The sequence below is a fragment of the Xenorhabdus yunnanensis genome (assembly GCF_028598805.1).
GTDB lineage: Bacteria > Pseudomonadota > Gammaproteobacteria > Enterobacterales > Enterobacteriaceae > Xenorhabdus > Xenorhabdus yunnanensis.
Window position 1 is genome coordinate 76,764 of record NZ_JAQRFI010000005.1, and the last position, 19,815, is coordinate 96,578.

Annotated in this window: 16 protein-coding genes; 1 reads left to right on the forward strand and 15 read right to left on the reverse strand. The window is 42.9% G+C overall.

Features of this window, described 5'->3' with window-relative positions:
* Positions 1–12: 12 nt before the first annotated feature.
* From PSI23_RS03610 to cmoM, 11 genes are all read right to left on the reverse strand, one after another.
* Positions 13–1,344: a hypothetical protein gene (locus PSI23_RS03610; RefSeq protein ID WP_273553797.1), complete on the reverse strand. Its 1,332-nt coding sequence runs from the start codon at positions 1,342–1,344 to the stop codon at positions 13–15.
* The gene (locus PSI23_RS03615) at positions 1,341–2,582 is read right to left on the reverse strand and encodes an ATP-grasp domain-containing protein (protein WP_273553798.1); all 1,242 of its coding nucleotides are present in this window, start codon (positions 2,580–2,582) and stop codon (positions 1,341–1,343) included. The genes PSI23_RS03610 and PSI23_RS03615 overlap by 4 nt, the downstream gene beginning before the upstream one ends.
* Before the next feature lie 40 nt (positions 2,583–2,622).
* On the reverse strand, positions 2,623–4,512 hold the full coding sequence (locus PSI23_RS03620) for a hypothetical protein (protein ID WP_273553799.1): 1,890 nt from the start codon (positions 4,510–4,512) through the stop codon (positions 2,623–2,625).
* 87 nt (positions 4,513–4,599) lie between these two features.
* Positions 4,600–5,265, reverse strand: coding sequence for a 2OG-Fe(II) oxygenase (locus PSI23_RS03625; protein ID WP_273553800.1), 666 nt, complete (start codon positions 5,263–5,265; stop codon positions 4,600–4,602).
* A gap of 45 nt (positions 5,266–5,310) precedes the next feature.
* A complete protein-coding gene (locus PSI23_RS03630; protein WP_273553801.1) occupies positions 5,311–6,246 on the reverse strand; it encodes an aldo/keto reductase in 936 nt (311 codons plus the stop codon).
* Positions 6,246–6,461 (reverse strand): hypothetical protein, encoded by a 216-nt coding sequence (locus tag PSI23_RS03635; RefSeq protein WP_273553802.1) that lies wholly within the window; start codon positions 6,459–6,461, stop codon positions 6,246–6,248. Before PSI23_RS03635 ends, PSI23_RS03630 begins: the two co-directional genes overlap by 1 nt.
* Positions 6,462–6,838: 377 nt before the next feature.
* A complete protein-coding gene (locus PSI23_RS03640; RefSeq protein WP_273553803.1) occupies positions 6,839–7,426 on the reverse strand; it encodes a GrpB family protein in 588 nt (195 codons plus the stop codon).
* 155 nt (positions 7,427–7,581) lie between these two features.
* Positions 7,582–12,045, reverse strand: a complete 4,464-nt coding sequence (mukB, locus tag PSI23_RS03645; protein WP_273553804.1) for a chromosome partition protein MukB — start codon at positions 12,043–12,045, stop codon at positions 7,582–7,584.
* A complete protein-coding gene (gene mukE, locus PSI23_RS03650) occupies positions 12,042–12,764 on the reverse strand; it encodes a chromosome partition protein MukE (RefSeq protein WP_273553805.1) in 723 nt (240 codons plus the stop codon). The genes mukB and mukE overlap by 4 nt, the downstream gene beginning before the upstream one ends.
* Positions 12,745–14,067 (reverse strand): chromosome partition protein MukF, encoded by a 1,323-nt coding sequence (mukF, locus tag PSI23_RS03655; protein ID WP_273553806.1) that lies wholly within the window; start codon positions 14,065–14,067, stop codon positions 12,745–12,747. The genes mukE and mukF overlap by 20 nt, the downstream gene beginning before the upstream one ends.
* Positions 14,064–14,849 (reverse strand): tRNA uridine 5-oxyacetic acid(34) methyltransferase CmoM, encoded by a 786-nt coding sequence (gene cmoM / locus PSI23_RS03660; protein ID WP_273553807.1) that lies wholly within the window; start codon positions 14,847–14,849, stop codon positions 14,064–14,066. Before cmoM ends, mukF begins: the two co-directional genes overlap by 4 nt.
* A 169-nt stretch (positions 14,850–15,018) precedes the next feature.
* On the opposite strand from cmoM, the gene elyC reads away from it, so the two are divergent.
* The gene (gene elyC, locus PSI23_RS03665) at positions 15,019–15,876 is read left to right on the forward strand and encodes an envelope biogenesis factor ElyC (protein ID WP_273553808.1); all 858 of its coding nucleotides are present in this window, start codon (positions 15,019–15,021) and stop codon (positions 15,874–15,876) included.
* 116 nt (positions 15,877–15,992) lie between these two features.
* Here the strand turns inward: elyC and kdsB are convergent, their stop codons facing one another.
* The 4 genes from kdsB to msbA form a co-directional block, all read right to left on the reverse strand.
* Positions 15,993–16,742, reverse strand: a complete 750-nt coding sequence (gene kdsB, locus PSI23_RS03670; RefSeq protein WP_273553809.1) for a 3-deoxy-manno-octulosonate cytidylyltransferase — start codon at positions 16,740–16,742, stop codon at positions 15,993–15,995.
* Between the two features lie 3 nt (positions 16,743–16,745).
* On the reverse strand, positions 16,746–16,925 hold the full coding sequence (locus PSI23_RS03675) for a Trm112 family protein (RefSeq protein ID WP_086110168.1): 180 nt from the start codon (positions 16,923–16,925) through the stop codon (positions 16,746–16,748).
* 127 nt (positions 16,926–17,052) lie between these two features.
* Positions 17,053–18,048 carry a tetraacyldisaccharide 4'-kinase gene (lpxK, locus tag PSI23_RS03680; RefSeq protein ID WP_273553810.1) on the reverse strand — a complete coding sequence of 332 codons (996 nt, stop codon included), beginning with the start codon at positions 18,046–18,048 and terminating at the stop codon, positions 17,053–17,055.
* Positions 18,045–19,793 carry a lipid A ABC transporter ATP-binding protein/permease MsbA gene (gene msbA / locus PSI23_RS03685; RefSeq protein ID WP_273553830.1) on the reverse strand — a complete coding sequence of 583 codons (1,749 nt, stop codon included), beginning with the start codon at positions 19,791–19,793 and terminating at the stop codon, positions 18,045–18,047. Before msbA ends, lpxK begins: the two co-directional genes overlap by 4 nt.
* Between the last annotated feature and the right edge of the window lie 22 nt (positions 19,794–19,815).

Sequence of the window (19,815 nt, forward strand, 5' to 3'; positions counted from 1 at the left end):
GAAGGAAATAGGTTATTGGTTTATATCACGGCAGACAAAACTCACATAATGGCGGTTAGAGATTTTACTCGCCAGTTCAGCCACAATATTGCCCAGTAATTTTTCCTGATCCAGAGAACGATAAATAAGTGCATCAACACCTTCAGAAGGAACACCTAGGGCAATCATCTGATCATTCGCTTCAATCTCTACCACTCTTTGTTGTTTTTTATCTCGATCCAATACGATGATATTTTGACCTGAATAATTGCGAATCATATCACGCCATATTATTTCAACCTGAGAAGGATCAAGATCCATAATGAGAGGACAATTCTCCTGAACAGCACGATTAAATAAATAGCAAGGAAATAGAGGGACGGCACGGTGTAAACCCAATCCAGACGCATGACGAGGGTTAATTTCTGTTGCAAAAAATTCACTGCCTGTCCAGATCCCATCAAGACTGAAAATCCCTCGATAACCCACCTCTTCTGCAAGTTTCTCTCCCGCCAGACGAGTGCAATCACGCATATTGTCAGCAAGTTTTCCGGGTTGCCAGCGATTTGATGAACCACAAAACAGAAGCTGATTAGTTGTTTTTTCAAAAACGGTCAATATTTCTATCGGATCAAAAACAGCAACGCCAGTTGGCAAAACCATGGCAAGAATACTACATGGAACTCCTTGTATAAATTCAGCCATACGAAATTTTCTGGTGTGATTACGGAATTTATCCAACACATCTGCAATTTCATCAGGCTCCCTAATCCACACCAAGCCACTTGATCCTGCATTAAATGACTTTGAATTATCAATTGCCAATACAACCCCTTTTCCTTTGTTAAGAAGGTGAAACGCGGCTATTGCATCATTAAGATTAGGATCAATTATTTTGTAAGGAGGCGTATTAATTCCCCATCGACGAAGGCTATCATCAATATAGATTTTATCTTCAAATTTCGCCCATTCAGGTTTTTGCCAACCATAAGTGGTTCTGTCAGCTAATTGAGAAAATGGTAATCTCACTCCTCCCAAGAAAGTGATATTTTTTTCCGGATCAATTTTGTCCAACCAATGTTTAATACAAATAAACTGGTTTTCCAATATTACTTGTAAGGGTTGTTGATCAATATTAACAATATGCCAACACAATACCCCTTCAGGGCGCCAGGATTCCTCTGATACGGATATTATCGCCTTTATTTTGGCACCGCATATTTGCAGCTCAAACATCAAGTTTTTCAACGTATCCAGATTATCTGAATAATCAATTAAAAAACCTATTTCACAATTTTGCCAATATTCTTTCAACCTCTTTGTTATTTCCGTAAACCAATTATCTGGCACCCTTTGTGTAGTCATGTAATCTCCATCCATAAAGCATGTGTTTTCCACCAAGTATTAATTTCAGTAATAACGCTGGCTGGATCACAATCAACTGGCAGCAAGGTAAATGCTTTGGCTATGTGATCTGAAATTGAGTGAGGGGCCTGATAATACTGACCAATACGTGCCATAAGTTGATAATCAATAATGCCATGAATAGGGCAATTTTCCGGCGCATAGCTAAACACGCCCGCTTTGGGAGGAAACCAAGCAAATCCCGCCATAGCCTGGGGGCAAATACTTTGATAAGTTTCTTGAGAACGCAGTCCTGCCTGACCAAGCAGTGTTTCTTTGTACAAATTCAAGCCAAAAGCCATTTCGTACACAGGTACATGCCCCGCTCCTCCCGGACGACACGCAATTTCACACAACACAAGGTGACGTGTTTTTTCACAAAAGAAGGCTTCGGCATGAAATGCAGTAGTATCAGGTGTAGGAGGAAGGCTCATGATCACTTTTGACATGAGGGCCGATAATTGCATTGTCAGAGGATTATCCTGTAATAACATCCAACTAAGCAGGGCTGAATTTCCACTGACAGCAGAGAAATTAGCGGTTGTATGTGAAGGCCAGCAATGCAACATTTCACCATTTCTCATAAGACCATCAATGGTAAAGAACTCCCCTTCAATCCACTCTTCAACTATGTAACCTTGTTTTAATGACGCAAAATTGATGTTCTGTAACTGTGCTGCATCGTGAATGATCTGTACTCCTACTGATCCACCACCATCAACTGGCTTAATGACAATCGGAAACCCCCATTCATTGGCAAATTTCTCCACCGATTGCCTGTCAGTCACTTGCAACATTTTGGCAACTGGAATTCCATTCTTCCGTAATAAGGATTTCATTACCCATTTGTTGCGATAAGCAAGCGCCGACATTTCATTTTGTCCAACTAAGCCTATTTTTTCTCGCACTTGTGCTGCCCGTAATACATCAATCTCTGTTGCCGAAACAATTCGATCAATATGTTTTTCTTCAACTAATTTAAGAATTAATTTATCGACCAAAGGTGAGTCATAATCATCAACAGCATAAATTTCTTTAAAATATTTCTGCATCCTATAAGATGAATTTGTCGATGTTGTTAATAATGCTGATAATAATGCCTTAGGTGTTACAAGAAAAACCTCTATTTCAGTTTCGGCAAACCATGACGCAATTTTTTCCACAATAGGGCGACGATTGAGAACCAGTACTCTCATCATATTTCCCTGCCGTAATTTGATGACATGAAAAATGTTATTCCTATGGCTGTTTAGGTAAACAAACCAGACGGATACGGAGAAAAGCAATATCAAAACCAGATACAGCAATAATTCGAATACTATGTAAATCACATCCCTGATTTTCATCCAATTTAAATTCAAACTTTATTACATTGTCATTTTTTAATTCTGTTGTTTTTAGAGCAGAGGCAAAACATTGTCCGGTAGATTTATCATATCCACGAAGTTCCAAATGTACCCTGTGAGTAATAAGATGAACGGAATGGGGAATATGTAGCCGTATTTTTGCAGTTACACTTTCCCCCTGCCGAGCAATTAATGTTTCCGTCTGATTTTCCAGGCGGATACCCTCACAATGGTAAGCTGAAAGCGGGCCACAGACTCGACACATTCGGGTTTCGCTATATCCCGTGGTTATCCCTGCGTTGCCAAATAAAGAGGTTTCCATCAATGTTCCGCATCGTTGGCATGGCTCAGCTGTTTTTAACGTACTAAGCAATTGATCATAATGCAGCAAATCAAAGGCATCAAAATTTGCACGACTTTCATGCAATAACGACAGCATTATTTTTTCCCATTGAGCAATTAGCAGCTGAATCAGCGCATTATTCCGCAAAAGTTCTTTGTTATTTTCCAGAGAATAAGTAGCTTCATGTTTTTTTAGCGAAAAAAGAGCCAGCCGCTCAATATCCATAAGCTTTGTACGCAAACCAGATAACTGCTCAGCCACCGTATCGCCTAACCACGCATCAATAGAACGCAACAACCGATGCCCATGAATGCTCTCTTCCAATACCGTCTTAATCCATGTAATGGCCCTGGAAACTGATTCCGATTCGTCATGATCATGTTGATCTGTCGGCAAAGATTGTTTTTCATCCTGCAGCGACAATTGCAATGTTGGATCACCAAGCAACGCGAACGTGAAAGGCTGCCCAAGTGCAGTACAAGTGTCATTCAAGGCTGCCGCGATTTGCCCAAGAGGCACTTTTTCTTTCGCCATTTTTCTCAATAGTGTCAGAAGGTAATCCGGAGCAATCAGTGGGCGGATAGGTGCTAAAACAGCAGCAGGCCACCCTTCCGTCAATGCCAAAGTCATTGATACCGGAGAAGGATAAAGTTCCCCCGCAACATTAAAGCCATTGCAACATATATAATTGATGGCATAAGCACGAATATCCAGCCCATAAAATACGTGAGTCTTTCCATGTGCACGCTTACATCGCCGGATGATACTTGAACACCCACATTCAGGCATCAGAGGAAATTCTGTTTCTTCCAACAACCCGCAAACTGTCAATAAAGGCAATTTAGCATGGCTTCCCTCACCATGACTTCTGATCGTTTTCAGCATGGCCGGTTGTGAAAGCAAAATAGCTAACTGCTCTGGATCGCTTTCATCACTTGCATATTTATGTTTCGGTGCATCAATCAGAAATTCATTCTGCTCTGAAAGTGAAGGGATTAATAATGATTTGGCAACCAAATAACTGAGGCTGGAAAGAGTTCTTCCACATAAAAAACCGATTGTTTTGTCGGCTCCAGCAGCCAGTTCCAGCATATTGGCAACAAAACCTACTTTCAGTTCATGCGCCATTGCTATAATCAGAATGCTTTTTTCTCTCACTTTCTGCATCAACAATTTAACGCTATCAATGTCGTTGATTGGAATAACGCGATAACCCATGACCTTTGCATATAACAAAGCCATCGGCCAAGTATTTTCATCCATGTTGAATATCGCAACATCCTTGTTGTAACTGGTGCGCAATTTCTCCGTATACATTTCCTCTATTACTTGGCGCCAGCGAATTTCTTGTGTGGCATTTTCTGGCCGAATAATAGGGATTCCTGATCCAGAATCAACTACGTCATTATATTCAGAAAGTGTATTCAACCAATTTATCATGAGACTATTCCCAGCTAATCAATATTGTCATTAGCCAACAACTGATTACACTTGTTTGTTTCCCGCAGAAAATATGACAGAGGGAAATTAGCTTGCAGGTGTATCCCAAAACCATACTTGCAAAACTTTTCTAACGGCCTGCATGTCCTTAGGAATAGGCGTAACCGCATGCCAAGCTGAATCAGTTCTACGAATAATTGCTGAAGTATTTTTTTTCGGTGCAATTTCAACTACAACATCCAGTGGATCAGCAGAACGCAGTAATTGCAAACAGCCCCCCATTTCAGATACCCAATCATCGGTCAGATACATTAGGTGTGTCACTATTTTATGGGGTTTATCCACATGGGGCTGAAAGAAAGAACCCGGGCCGAACTCCCAAAAATGTGCCTGGAATTGCAATTTTCTGACATTATATTCGCTGACATCACTGATACATTCGAGATAATCATCTGATAAGAGATCTCTTGCTACCGCTAACCAAATATCAGCAAGCTCATCAGGGACGTAAGGCTCTTTTTCACCTAACTCCAGAAGAGGGCGAGTTTTGACATTATGTTGATACCATTCTGGTGATCCTGTCTTGCCAAGCGCTTCTGCGAGTTTACGTTGGGAATGATAAGTCCAGTGACTTACCGGAAAAACATCAGCAGTAATTGTTTCCTTAAACGTATTATCACATGTTGCCCACGGTGAAGGATAATGATCGAGTTTCATACTCCTTAGTGCATCTAAATTCAGGACTTCAGCCATTTTATATATCTCCAATAAATGATGGATTAATTTTTTGGTACATATTCAATCCAGCGCCAAACGTCGCCCAAAAACATAATCAATCGTTTTTTGCTGGAGCAATGATGGATTAAGATCAATCAGGGAAAGTAATTGGTTAGGATTACTGATGCCAACCAGAACAGAAACCATCCCCTCACTTGCCAATATCACTTCCAGCGCCAAGAGAGACGGAGAACGATTTAACTGTTTTGCAGCATGCGTCAATCGGTTGATTGCATTTTTTGTACGTATATTGCGATAACCAAGCCCCTTATAGCCCGACAAAGGATGCGTTTGAGGAACATCTAACACTGAACGGTAACGCCCTCCCAAAAGCCCACGAGCCAGAGGAATAGCCGCCAGTGCGCCGAGCTCAAATGCCTTGAGAGAAGGTTGTATTTCTTTATAGCTCTGGTAATTCAATATATTTATGGGATTTTGTATGCTGGCGGGTGGCTCTCCTGCCATCGCCTGAGCGATACGACAGTAATGTTCTATTTCTGATGATTTAACGTTGCAGATACCATAACAACGGATTTTTCCTGCTTTTACCCATGATTGCAGAGTAGAGATAGTTTCTTCGGCAGGAGTTAATGGATCAGGTGCATGTAACTGATATAAATCGATATAATCCGTTTTCAAACGTTTAAGGCTTTTGTGCAAACACTGGGTCATTGCTTCTCGGCTCGCACCTTTGGCGGCACCATCATGACCAAACTTTGTCGCAATCACAACATCATGTCGGCGCCCATATAACGCATTACCTAATGTACTTTCACTCTCACCTTTTCCATAAATATCTGCGGTATCGAAGAAATTAACCCCCATATCCAATGCCGTAGAAACAATGCGCCTGACATCCTTTCTATGGACACTTACACCAAAATGGCTTCCTCCAACAGCCAAACGAGATACCCGCAAGCCAATGGTTTTCAAGAAATGGGAACTAGAGTCAATCATTACCAACTAACTCTCATCTGCTGGACATGCCTATCCGCCAGTCCTTCATTGATTAAAGCGTCTATATTTCCGTCAGAAAGTGCGCGATATTGTGCCTGGGTAAGCTGGTATTCTTGCATCACTTGTTCAGGTTCATTTTCCCAACGAGTTTGTACTTCAGGTTTGGAAATTAAATCATCCAGCAGATCATTAACATCTTTCATTTTATTTGTCATAGTTAACTTTCTCTATAAATATAAAATAGTTTTACACTTCCAATTGTTATTTATCACCTATTAATAATAAACAATCGGCTTTTATTAAAAAGGTAAAAATAAAAAAGGAATAACTCAACATGATATTTATGCACTTTAATAATTTAACTTGGCAATTTTAAAAATATATTTACTATAACAATGAAGTCTAATTATATAAAAATCAATTAGATTTTTTTGATGGTAATTAACCAGAAGTTTAATCGGACCAGCAGAGTCTTAAAAATAACATTCCTGTTTGTTTTTACAATAAGGCAACAAACAGGATATAAACAGATCAACACAATAATCAAAAGTAACAATAAAAAATAATAATCAAAAAAAACAGTCAAATATTATTACAATAATCCCTTACTTTGAAATATGCGTTGATAAATCTCATGTACAATTCTCTCTTTTTTCTTATTGTAATCCATTACTTGATTGACATTATTTTTAGCAGTTATCTTCGCAGCCATATATCGTTCACAATCTTCAGGGTGTTCTCTAAGCCAATCACGAAACCAAATATGCCGAATATATTCAGGGCAATCAGGGCCAAAGACATGAAGATTGGTGCGAGGCTTCGCCAAACGAAGGCATCTGTGCTGATAAAAGCTCGGTTCGCGAACCGTTAAATCATAACCAAGCCGTTCCAATGCAGGAACATATTTTTCTTCTTGAGCCGGATCTTCCACAATTAGATCAATATCAATAATCGGCTTAGCAGCAAGCCCTGGAACCGCTGTTGATCCAACATGCTCAATATTCAGAGCAATGTTCCCAAGCGCTTGTTTGATAGATAAAGAAAGTTGTTGCCATGTGATTATCCATTCAGGATTGTATTCCACAACATCGATCACCTCTTCAGCCGGTTTACCATGCACCCAGGGATTTTCATTAGGATCTGACTCAGGGAAAAAGATAATGTCTTTAGTATTTATCATTAACTCACTCCTTATTTTTATGCCTATATTTGATACATTAAATCAGGATAGATGAGGACGTATTAAATAACTACCCAGAAGAATTGATCTCAACTGAGGAGGCCATATAATAATATGGCCTCCTGTAATAATAGAGACATTATCCAACGCTGGAGTTATTCTTGCAATATCGCTTGTGACGGCGTTTGTGGCTGTTCAGTAACCGGAGTATCTTGCCCAAAGCCACGCAACCCAACAACATGTACATGTTCTTGATTATTGAAAATCTTACGGACCAGTTTATAGGTTGTCCCTTTTTCTGGACTGATATTTTCCGGCGCAGCGATAATTAACTGCATTTGTAGACGTTCACATAACTCAAACAGCGTTGCAATTGACTTCGCATCCAATCGGGCTGCTTCATCAAGGAACAGCAGTCGGCATGGTGAAATATCTTTACCACGCAGACGACATGATTCCTCTTCCCAGCTTTGTACGACCATAACCAAGATGGACATCCCCGTACCAATCGCTTCCCCTGTAGATAAAGCGCCACTTTCCGCTTTTAGCCAGCCATCTGAACCTCGATTGACTTCAACATCCAACTCAAGGTAATTGCGATAATCCAGTAATTCCTCACCAATGGTCTGAGGTAAACGCTGTCCCATATCAATTTGCGGGTTCAAGCGCTGATAAAGCTTCGCCATCGCCTCTGAGAAGGTCAAGCGTTGGCTGTTGAACAGATCCTGATGCTGTTCCTGTTGCTCGGAAAGCACATCCAGCAAGAGAGCATGACTTTCGCGTACATTTACATTCAGACGGACACCGCCAACCTGCCCAAAGGAAACCGCCTGCAAGCCTTGGTTCAACATACGAATACGGTTCTGTTCACGTTGAATGGTCTTGCGAATGATATTCGCCACGCTTTTGGAACTAATCGCCAGTTTCTGCTCACGAGCGGTTAATTCTTCAGTTAAACGTGCCAGCTCAATTTCCATCTGTTCAATAGCATCAACAGGATCATCCGTACGGATAATATCCTGACGGATACGTTCACGCAGATGTTGGTAAACAGCAACGAAAAATTGGATTTTACGCTCAGGACGTTTCGGATCTTCAGACAAACGCAACGCATCACGCAGGTGCTCATTATCGGATACTGCCAGACGCAATGCCCCCAGCGCTTTATCCGACATTGAACGCAGATCATCACCTTCCATATAGGCCAGTTCGCGGCGATGCAAGCGGCGCTCAACACCATTGTCTTTCACCATGCGCATAACTGCACACCAACCCGCTTTAGAAGAAACCACCTGCTCACGCTTCTGGTAATAATCGCGTTCAGATTTACGCAGTTTTTTCTGGAGGTTTTCCATTTCCGCCTCACAGAATGCGATCTGTTTCTCAAGTTGGTTGATGCGGGAACGGTTAGTATTCACAGCCACGTGGAGTTGATCACGACGTTCACGGGCACGGCTTTCTGCGTTAGTATCCGCCTGAACACCAATATCTTTCATCTCCTGCTCAAGCTCTTTCAACATATCTTGCTTAGTGTCATAAGAACTTTTCAGTGATGCCAATACTTGGTTGAACTGTGCATATTGTGCTTGTTGCTGACGCAATTGTTCACGCGCACGGCTACGATCGGATTCTGCATGTTCAAGGCGCTGACGCAGTTTATCGTTCAGATCAGCATTTTCATTGAGCATACCGGCAGAATCACTGTAACTGAAATGCGCACGGCGTTGCACAACTTCCGTCAAGGAAAAAGCTTGTTGCTTGGCCTTATTCTGGCAGTGTTTCGCGGTCTCATAATCTTTCTGCAACTGTTCATGCTGCTGTGGATCACTTTGCAAAACAGAAACCAGTGGCTCAAGTTTGATCAGTGCATTACCGTGTTGTTGCAGGAAACGCGCGGCATCCTGAGCCTCATTCATTTCTTCACGGACGGTTTCCACTCGATCAAGCAGGGTTTCATCCAACAAAATCGTAATTTGTGGAATCAGACGATTCAATACTGACAGGCTCTCTTTCGCCTGAACAAGTTTCTGCTGATGCTGCTGAGCCTGAGCTTCAAATTGAGATAGCTCACGTTCCAACTCGGTGCGGCGCTGACTCAGGCGGCGAATTTCGGCTTCTGGATCATCATCAAATGCAACAGAAAGGTGTTTACCCACAAAACGGCTGAAAGCCTGATGTGCACGTTGAATTTTCTGAACATCAAACGAAAGTGTCGCATAGCGCTCTGCCAGCGTATCACGCTCAAGACTGAGTGCTTCCAGACGGTTTTCTCTTGCTGCCCGCCCAAATAACGGAACCTCAGGATAACGGGAATAACGCCATTGACGGTCTGATGATTTCACCAGAACCGCGTTTTCCTGCTCTTCAAAATGGAATATGCTGTCATCGAAAGATTGTGGGTCCCCCTCGATCAAATAGAGATCTTCCGGACAATCTTCCAATGCTTCCAGATGTGGGCGAACCAGTGAGAGATCAGGTACGACGATTGCGTGACGCGCAGGGCCATATAGTGCTGAGAAATAAGGCGCATCATCAATGGTAATGTCATCATAAATTTCAGACAATAAAACACCACCAAAACGCTCCGCCAATGCAAGCAAACGGCTATCTTCGGCCCCGCTTGGCTGACTCAGACGCTCAATCTGTTTTTCCAGTTCACGTTTCTGTGCAGCAATATCATCACGCTCGACAGTAATTTCACGCTCTTGCTCAAGCAATTGCTGCATGTATTCAGTAACATCGTGACTATTTTCGAATGTTTCATTGCACTGCTCACAAAGCTGGTTCAAAGCTTCCTGTGCTGCCAACCATACTGGCGCTCGTGCTGTCAGCCCCTGAATTTTTTGCTTGAGCTGTTCGAACTCCTGACGTATTTGAATGCGACGCTCGCCGCTTTCATTGGCACTCAAGCTCAATTCTTCCAGCTGAGCTTCCAATTCACCCTGCAAAACCTCCAAGTCTTCCGCCTGATATTGCTGGTTGTGGCGCTTACAGAACTCTTCCAGCAAACGTTCTGCATTTTGCTGGCTGTTCAGACGTTGCTCCAATTCAGCCAACTGGATACGTAAAGGTTGAACTCGTTCAGCCAAATGGCGCTGAGATGACCATTCACGCAATGCTTCACGGGCTGTTTGCCATGCTTCGCTGCGGCTCACTTCACCAACGATATTTTTTACCAGTTGGTAAGCCTGCTCAAACTGACTATGAGCAGCATCGGCAACATTCAATTTCTGTTCCAGCGCCAGCAAAGTTTCAGTCGCCTGCTGTGCTTTGGCCTGATAGGTTTCCTGCCACTCGTCAGCATTTTCTATCGATAGATCTGGAAGCTGACAAAGTTCACGGGTACGCTCTAACGCTTGCAGTGCTTGCTGATACTGAATGGCTCGAGTTTGCTGAACGTCTAAAGCTTGTTGGTAATCGGCGAGCTGGCTTTTCAGCTCATCAACTTCTTGCTCTGCTGCTTCAGATATGGCTTCATATTCCACCTGAAGATCTTTCGTTTCTTCTACAACTTCGCTCTGTTCTTCCAGACGGTAAGTCAGCTCTTCAATATCAGATTGATAACGATCAATTTTTTCCTGCTGGCGCATCGCCGTTTGAACCAGATTCAGGTGATCACTGGCTGCTTGGTAATCCATTTCTAAATCAGAAGATGCGCCGCTCTGTTCTGCCAGTTCCCTCGACATTTCAACATGACGATATTGTTCAGTAACCAATTGACGACGGCTGCCAAATAATTCACTACGCAAAGCCAACGCCTCATCCAGATGAACGCGACGTTCGTTGGCATGACGCATATAGTCAGCAGAAACATAGGCCGTGGCTTCTGTAATAAGGTGTTTGAAAAGATCACGGTCAGATTGAGTGACACGGATGGCTTCCAGCGTAATACGGTTTTCACGCAAGGCGGCTTCCATATCCTGAAACGCTTTTCTGACACCGCTGTTTTCCGGCAATAAGTAATCACGCAGTGAACGGGTAATCGCACTGGAAATTCCGCCATACAACGATGCTTCTATCAGGCGATAAAATTTGCTGCGGTCACTTGCTGAACGTAAACGTTTTGGGAGCACTCCCAAATCAAACAACAGGGAGTGATAATCCGTAATCGAGTTAAATTGTTTGAATTGAACGCCTTCCATCTCGTCAAGACGTTCCTTTAATTCATTCAATGGCAGAACCCGCGCCTGACGTTCATTGATATTTTCAGTCAGTAGCTGTGTTGGCTGAATCGATGCAGGAACTCCCTGAATCATAAATGGTTTGATATCAACTTTTCGATCACGTCCAGCCACTTGTTGTAAGCGAACACCAGTGATAATCCGCTGATGGCGGGAGTTAACAACATCCAGAGTGGAATAGCAGACACCTGCCCGCAGTTTACCGTGCAGCCCTTTATCGCGCGAACCACTGGTTGCGCCCGCTTCTGTCGTATTCCGAAAATGAAGCAAGGTTAAATCAGGGATCAATGCGGTCACAAACGCCGCCATTGTGGTTGATTTACCTGCACCGTTACCACCGGATAAGGTCGTCACAAGTTCGTCAAGATCAAACGTTCTGGCAAAAAAACCGTTCCAATTAACTAACGTCAGTGAGCGAAATTTACCGCGTTCAATCATGACTGCTCATCCTCCGCACCTTCTGCTGAATGCCTTGATGCTTCTTCATGTTCATTATCTTCCTGCGATATTTCTCTTTCTACCAGCATGGCTTCACCATCACGGATCATCCGTAATTGTGCCTCGCGAGGGTCATCACCGCTGCGTACATCTGCACCGAAGCGAAATACAGCTTCGGCAATCATAAATTTGTTGCTGTCGTTTTGCAGGAAATAAACCATGCCCAGACGGCGCAAGCGGTTTAAAGAAGTGCGTGTTTTTTCCTGCAATTTCTGTTTGTCCAGATCTGAGCCTGTTGAACGTTGGTTCACTAATTTCATCAGCTTATTTTCATCTGCCAATGACAGTAATTCTTCGTACAGTTCCTGAAAGATAAATATTCCCTGATTGGACAAGCGCTCTGGGCTAAGGTAGAGGTAACATAAAATTTTACCCACCATCATATCCAATTCAGACAGAACAGATCGTGGGATCAGCGTTGTTGAACGGGGACGCAGGTAGAAAAAACCTTCTGGTGCACGGATTAACTCGACGTTATAGCGCGCATAAAACATTTCCAACTCTTCCTGAAAATCCATCAAAAAAGCATGATTATCAAGATCATCCAGACTGACATGACGCCCAGCTCGCAGCTGGCTATCTAATTCAGGGAAAAGTGTATTGGATAATGCCTGAGCCAGTTTCACTGGCATAAATTGTTCAATATGTGTCGATGACATGTGCCTGCACCTTGGCTCCGTAATCATTAATCGCTAACCATTCCGCCGGCAATCCAGAGAAATCCGCTTCTGCAACCCCTAACCTTACTGCTTGATCCACCAAGATACGCGCTACATCAAAATGGCGTTTACGTGGATACTGAGCAAGGTAGTCGCGCAGTACAGCCCCCAAATCCAGAGGAAGTTTTGCCTGTTGGTAAACCGCCAGCGCCTGCTCTACCATTTCAGCCAATTGTTCATTGATTTCACTAAACTCTTCGTATTCCATTTCTGGCGGTAATTCTCCCATTACCACTTCATTACGCAGAGTTAGTTCTTCATCCCGCATATCCAGAAAACGTTCTGCATTAGCGACGGTCAATGCCCATGGACTATCAAAATAGTGTTGGACGGATTGACGAAGACGCTGGGCAAAAATACGATTTTTATCCATATCAATGGCGGTTCGGATAAATTTGTGAACGTGACGGTCATAGCCTATCCACAAATCAATAGCTTGTTGCCCCCAACTGATAATACGATCCAGCTTGCTTTGTAAGTCAAAGACCAGTTTATCCACCAGCTCAGAACCACCGCTGTCCATATTAGCAGCCTGAATGCGCAATAAATTGGCCTGCAATTTATCACCTGCCGCCTCCAATGTATCCTGAAGTTCCCGCAGTGTGCCGGAGGTCTCTGACAGCAGTTGTTCACAATTGGCGATGGCGGCCTGCCAATCCTGATTAAGTAGCGCGGCGATATCGGTTTTTACGCTGTTTTGCTGTTCATCCATCAGGCGCTGGGACATATCAATACTGTCAAAAATTTCAGCAACGGAATATTTGAGAGGGGAAAAAACATTGCGATGCCAATGAAGTTCATCACCACCTTCTTCGGCCGCCTCAGCCGCCCGATGTAATTCATTGGCAACGATGGATAACTGCATAGAAAGACGTAACGTGGAGAATTCACGTTGGCGAATATAATAATCACTGATACCGATTCCCAACGGGGTTAAGCGATAAATAGCATTACCATCCGCCAATTCACTGGTAAAACGGTTAAGTAATTTCTGACGAACCATATCGTTAATGGCATTATTCGCTCTGACGGATATCGCTTCAGAAGTCTGCTCAAAACCTTTACACACTTCACGGAAAGCATCCACTAGCTCTCCTTCACTCATTTCACCATCGAACCGTTCACTATTCAATACGGCTATTGCCAGTAAAAAAGCCAACCGTTCTGGCGGCAACGAAATTGAAAAGTCATTTTTTCTGGCCCAGGACACAAGCTCAGGAACAGTCTGGGAATATTCACTCATAATTCGCTCTTTAAGATAGGCTTGCGTGCCATCACATGAATGTAGCGCCCCAGGCTGATATAGGGCTCCTGTCTGCAATAACGTTGTTCAAGTTCAAGCAACGCTGGAAAATCTGCGTTTTGTAATTGACGACTTTGCAGGTAATCGTGAAAAACCCTCACGCCTGTTTTACCTGTTATTTCCATCTTGAGTTCAGTCAACCATTGGTATACCTGCTCGGGCACTAATGGATTCTGAGGTGATAGAGAACGTTTTCGACGGCGCTGAATATTGGGTGTCGCCAAATGAAAATTACCCAAGATGGCATTACGCATGACCAACCCATTTGCATTATAAAACATTAATGAGAGTGCACCACCGGGCGTTATTATATCTCCCAATGTTTCTATTGCGTCTTTTTGGTCAGTGATCCACTCTAATACAGCATGAAATAGAATCAGATCAACGGGCTGTTCAATATGCTGGTGAATTTCCTGTACCGAGCTTTGGATAAATTGCATCTGATGGAGAACACCCCGCTCTTCGGCGTTATGTTTCGCTCTCTGAACCATCTCTTCTGATAGATCACAAAGTATGACCTGATGCCCCAACTCAGCTAATTGGCAAGCCATATTCCCTTCACCGCCTCCCGCATCCAAAATGCGTAAAGGGTGTTGAGGCAAATGATTCAGCAATTCGTTAATATCCTGCCAGACAACGGCCTGCCTGATTTTACCCTTGGTTGTACCGTAAATATTACGTGAAAATTTGTCTGCAATATCATCGAAATTGCGATCTAGCATGAAAAACTGCCTCACTTATTAAGCTAAGTTTAATTTATCTATTGAGTAGTTATGCTATCTACTGCTATTTTTACTACTGTTATTTTGGCACAGTAATCATTTAATTAACTACTTTTAGCCTTAAATTTGTCCCTGTGCGATTATAATTCAACCAGAATAAGGCCAATCAATGTTATTTCTGCTAAAAAAATATATCGGCTCGCTATTAATGCCTTTGCCGTTGATTATTATCGTCTCTTTTGCAGCGCTATTGTTACTGTGGTTCACCCGTTGGCAAAAAACAGGAAAAACCATTTTATCACTCAGTTGGCTTATATTGCTTTTATTTAGTTTACAACCTATCGCAGATAAACTCTTACTTCCTGTCGAAGGGAAATATGTTCAGCGCTATGAGCCAGATACTACAATTCCTGTATCCATAAATCCCGTAAAATATATTGTAGTTCTCGGGGGTGGTTTTACTTATAACCCTCAGTGGGCTCCCAGCGCCAATCTTATCAGCAATAGCTTACCCAGAGTGACTGAAGGTATTCGGTTATATCACCTCAACCCTGGTGCTAAAATGATTTTCACTGGTGGTAAAATGATTTTCACTGGTGGTAAAGGCGTTAATGCAATTAGCAGTGCCGAAGTTGCCGCTATGGTAGCACAATCTATGGGAATTCCTGTAGACGACACGATAGCATTAAAAAAACCTTTAGATACAGAAGAAGAAGCTGCTGAGGTTGAAAAAGTAGTCGGGAAACAACCACTTATTCTTGTTACTTCCGCCAATCATATGGAAAGATCACTCAAGTTTTTTGAACAACGAGGTCTACATCCAATTGCAGGCCCAGCCAATCAATTAGCTGTAACAACACCTTTGTATCCGTGGGAAAAATATATTCCTTCTTCCTACTATTTATCACACACAGAACGCGCTTGGTATGAAACATTAGGGCGTATCTGGCAGGCTATTAAGCCTGTAAATAAGGGTATGAAAACCGAAAAACCAGAAGATTCTCAACAAAAAAGTGATGAGAAATAACACCAGATTGAAAAGGAAAAAGCGGAAGAAGAGAGGGAAAAAAAGAGAATGCGGTATTACATTACGGCATTCTCTTTTAAATCACACCCAATTGGTATTCATATAAAATAAGAAGATCAACACGCTACAAAAGCTTTTCTGGCGGCTTCCAGATCTTCTGGTGTATCAACACCTGCACCGGGTGCTTGCAGCGCTTTTGCTACATGAATTCTTTCACCGTACCAAAGCACTCTTAATTGTTCGAGCATTTCAATACATTCCAATGGACTTGGAGCCCACTGGACATAGCGCCGAATAAACCCTGCCCGATAGGCATAAATTCCTATATGACGCAGAAAATTGTCTCCAATAGTCTCTTTTGATTGCATAAAGAGATCACGTTCCCATGGGATCGTAGCGCGAGAAAAATAGAGCGCATAACCTTTCGAATCCATAACGACTTTGACCGCATTAGGATTGAATGCCTCTTCTGCATCTTGGATCTGCACGGCAAGAGTTGCCATTCCAGCATCACTGTCAGCTAAATTATCGGCCACTTGCTTAATGATCTGTTCTGGAATAAGGGGTTCATCACCCTGAACATTCACAATAATTTCATCATCAGCAAATTGGTATTTATCAATAACCTCAGCCAAACGCTCTGTACCTGAATGGTGATTTTCTCTTGTCATGCAAGCTTCACCACCTGCGGCAGTCACTGCATCAAAAACGTCTTGATTGTCTGTCGCCACAATAACCCGCTCAGCACCAGAACGGACAGCCCGCTCCATCACACGCACAATCATTGGCTTGCCATGAATATCGGCCAGTGGTTTTCCAGGTAAACGCGTTGAGGCAAAACGTGCTGGAATGATAACAGTAAACATGGGTTATTTGTTTTCCTCTGTAGGCAAGACACGTGCTTCATTCTCTAGCAACACAGGAATGCCATCACGGAAAGGAAAAGCGAGACGATCAAGTTTGCAAATCAGTTCAAAGTTTTCTTTATCATAACTGAGCTTGCCATGGCATACCGGACAAGCAATGATTTCGAGTAAACGGTGATCCATATATCCCCCAAGTAACGGGCTTTAAATTTAATGCGGCTCAGAATACCACAAGCCATGTATCACCGTTAACTTTGTTGCTTTGTTTAATTTCCCTTATTTTGTTTAATATGGCGAGAATTGCCCAATATTATTGGCGAGTGTTTAATTCTGGGAGCAAAGCACGAATATCGTTCAATACTTTTTGCCCTTTTTCCTCTGGCAAGTCCGCGTGTACAGGCAAATACCACCAGTTAGATTGAGCAAATTGGAAACATTTAACCGCATCTTTTTCTGTCATCAATAAATTTTGATCGCTATTTGCCAAAGCCAATAGCTGGGATTTGTCGTAAGACTGATGATCAGCAAAAGCGTGTGTTTTCTGTAAGCTAGCCCCTAATTGCTGCAATGTCGCGAAAAAACGCGGTGGATGACCAATCCCTGCCATCGCAATGCCATTGGGAATATCAGTGACTTTCCTCGTTTCCCCAGTCAACAAGTTAACTACCAAATCTCCCTTTAGAGTCATTGGCAATTCACCTGCTTCCGGTGTCCCACCATTGACAATGATCGTGTTAACGCTATTCAAACGTCCTGCCAGTTCTCGCATGGGTCCGGCAGGCAACCAACAGCCATTGCCAAAACGACGAACGCCATCAATCACCACAATTTCATAATCACGCTGTAAGGCATAATGTTGAAGGCCATCATCTGTAATTACGATATCAACCGGAGCATGTGCCAATAATGCTTTAATAGCTTCAGCCCGTTTTGGTGCCACTGCAACAAGCGCACCTGTACGGCGACGAATTAAAACAGGTTCATCTCCTGCCTGTGCTGTTGTGACTTCCTCTGTAACTAGTAGCGGGTAATGTTCCGATTTCCCACCATAACCACGCGAAACAACACCAACCCGATAGCCTTTTTGCTGCAACTGTTCAACCAGCCAAATAACAACAGGGGTTTTACCATTCCCCCCTGCCGTCAAATTGCCGACCACAACAACAGGCACGGGTGCTTTCCAAGAATGACTCAATCCTAGTTTATAGCTTAAACGACGTAAGCCAATCACCAGCCCATAAAGGGCTGATAATGGTAATAATACGATGTAAAGCCATGAGCGGCCTGACCATATGCGTTCAATCATTGGCCAAACTGCATCCTATGCAACTGTGCATATGCCCCTTCGTGTCCCAACAGAGCAGCATGATTACCCCTTTCTATGATATTTCCATCTTCAATGACGATAATTTCATCGGCCTTTTCAATAGTAGAAAGACGGTGGGCAATGACCAATGAAGTTCTGTTTTTCTGCAATTCATCTAGGGCGGCCTGAATTGCACGTTCAGACTCTGTATCCAATGCAGAGGTTGCTTCATCTAAAATTAAAATCGGAGAATCACGCAATAAAGCACGGGCAATAGCAATACGCTGACGCTGTCCCCCGGAAAGCAAAACGCCATTTTCACCAACCATGGTATCAAGGCCGTTATCCAGCTTTTTGATAAAATCCATTGCATAAGCCATTTCTGCCGCTCGCTCTATCTCTTCACGGCTGAATTGTCCTTCGCTGGCGTAAGCAATGTTATTGGCAACCGTATCATTGAATAGATGCACATTTTGTGACACCAACGCAATTTGGTTACGCAGTGAAGCCAACGTATATTCTCGCAGGTCATGATCGTCCAATATTATCCCACCCTTATTCACGTCATAAAAACGAGTGAGGAGATTAGCAATTGTCGATTTACCTGATCCTGAGCGCCCAACCAATGCAATAGTTTTTCCCGCTGGGATCGTCATTGAAATATTTTTCAGTGCAGGATGATCTTTGGTTGGATAACAGAAAGTGACATCACGGAATTCAATATTGCCTTTTGCTTTTTTGACTTCCAATTTACCGTCATCTTTTTCCTGCTCCATATCCAAAATAGCAAATAAAGTCTGGCACGCAGCCATACCGCGTTGGAATTGAGCATTCACGTTAGTCAGAGATTTCAATGGACGCATCAAGGCAATCATGGATGAAAATACGACGGTGATTTTCCCTGCGGTTAAAGCGCCCATAATTTCAGGAAAACTGGCCGCATACAGGATAAATGCCAGTGCAAAAGAAGCAATAAGCTGAATAATCGGATCTGAAATGGAATCAGCGGAAACCATCTTCATACCCTGTTGGCGCATATGGTTGCTGACTTTGTTGAAGCGTTTGGTTTCAACTTTTTGACCACCAAAAATTAAAACTTCTTTATGCCCTTTCAGCATTTGTTCAGCACTGGTTGTCACCATCCCCATGCTGTTCTGCATATTCTTGCTGATGTTACGAAAACGCACGGAAACAAGGCGAATAACACCCGCAACTATCGGTGCAATTACAATCAAAATGAGGGAAAGTTCCCAACTGTAATAGAACATCAGTATAAACAGGCCAATAATTGATGCCCCTTCCCTAACAACCGTCACCAATGCGCTGGAAGAGGAGGAAGCAACCTGTTCTGAATCATATGTAATACGAGAAAGCAAAGTTCCCGTGGATTGCTGGTCGAAGAAGGAAACAGGCATCCCCATCATGTGGTTGAACAGACGACGACGCATCTGCATAACGACTTTACCTGATACCCAAGAGATACAATAACTCGATACAAAACCAGATATGCCACGCAACGACATTAAACCGATAACAACCAGTGGCATCCACTTTAATACGCTAATGTCTGCCTTGCCAAAACCTTCATCAAGCAAAGGCTTCAACAAAGAAATCATCAATGTATCACCGGCAGCATTAATAATTAGTGCAACCGCCGCAACTAACAGGCCGACTTTAAAAGGGGTGATGCTCGGCCACAATCGACGGAAGGTCTGCCAAGTAGAAAGGTCTTTATCATTCATTATTGAGTTACCAAAACCAAAAGAA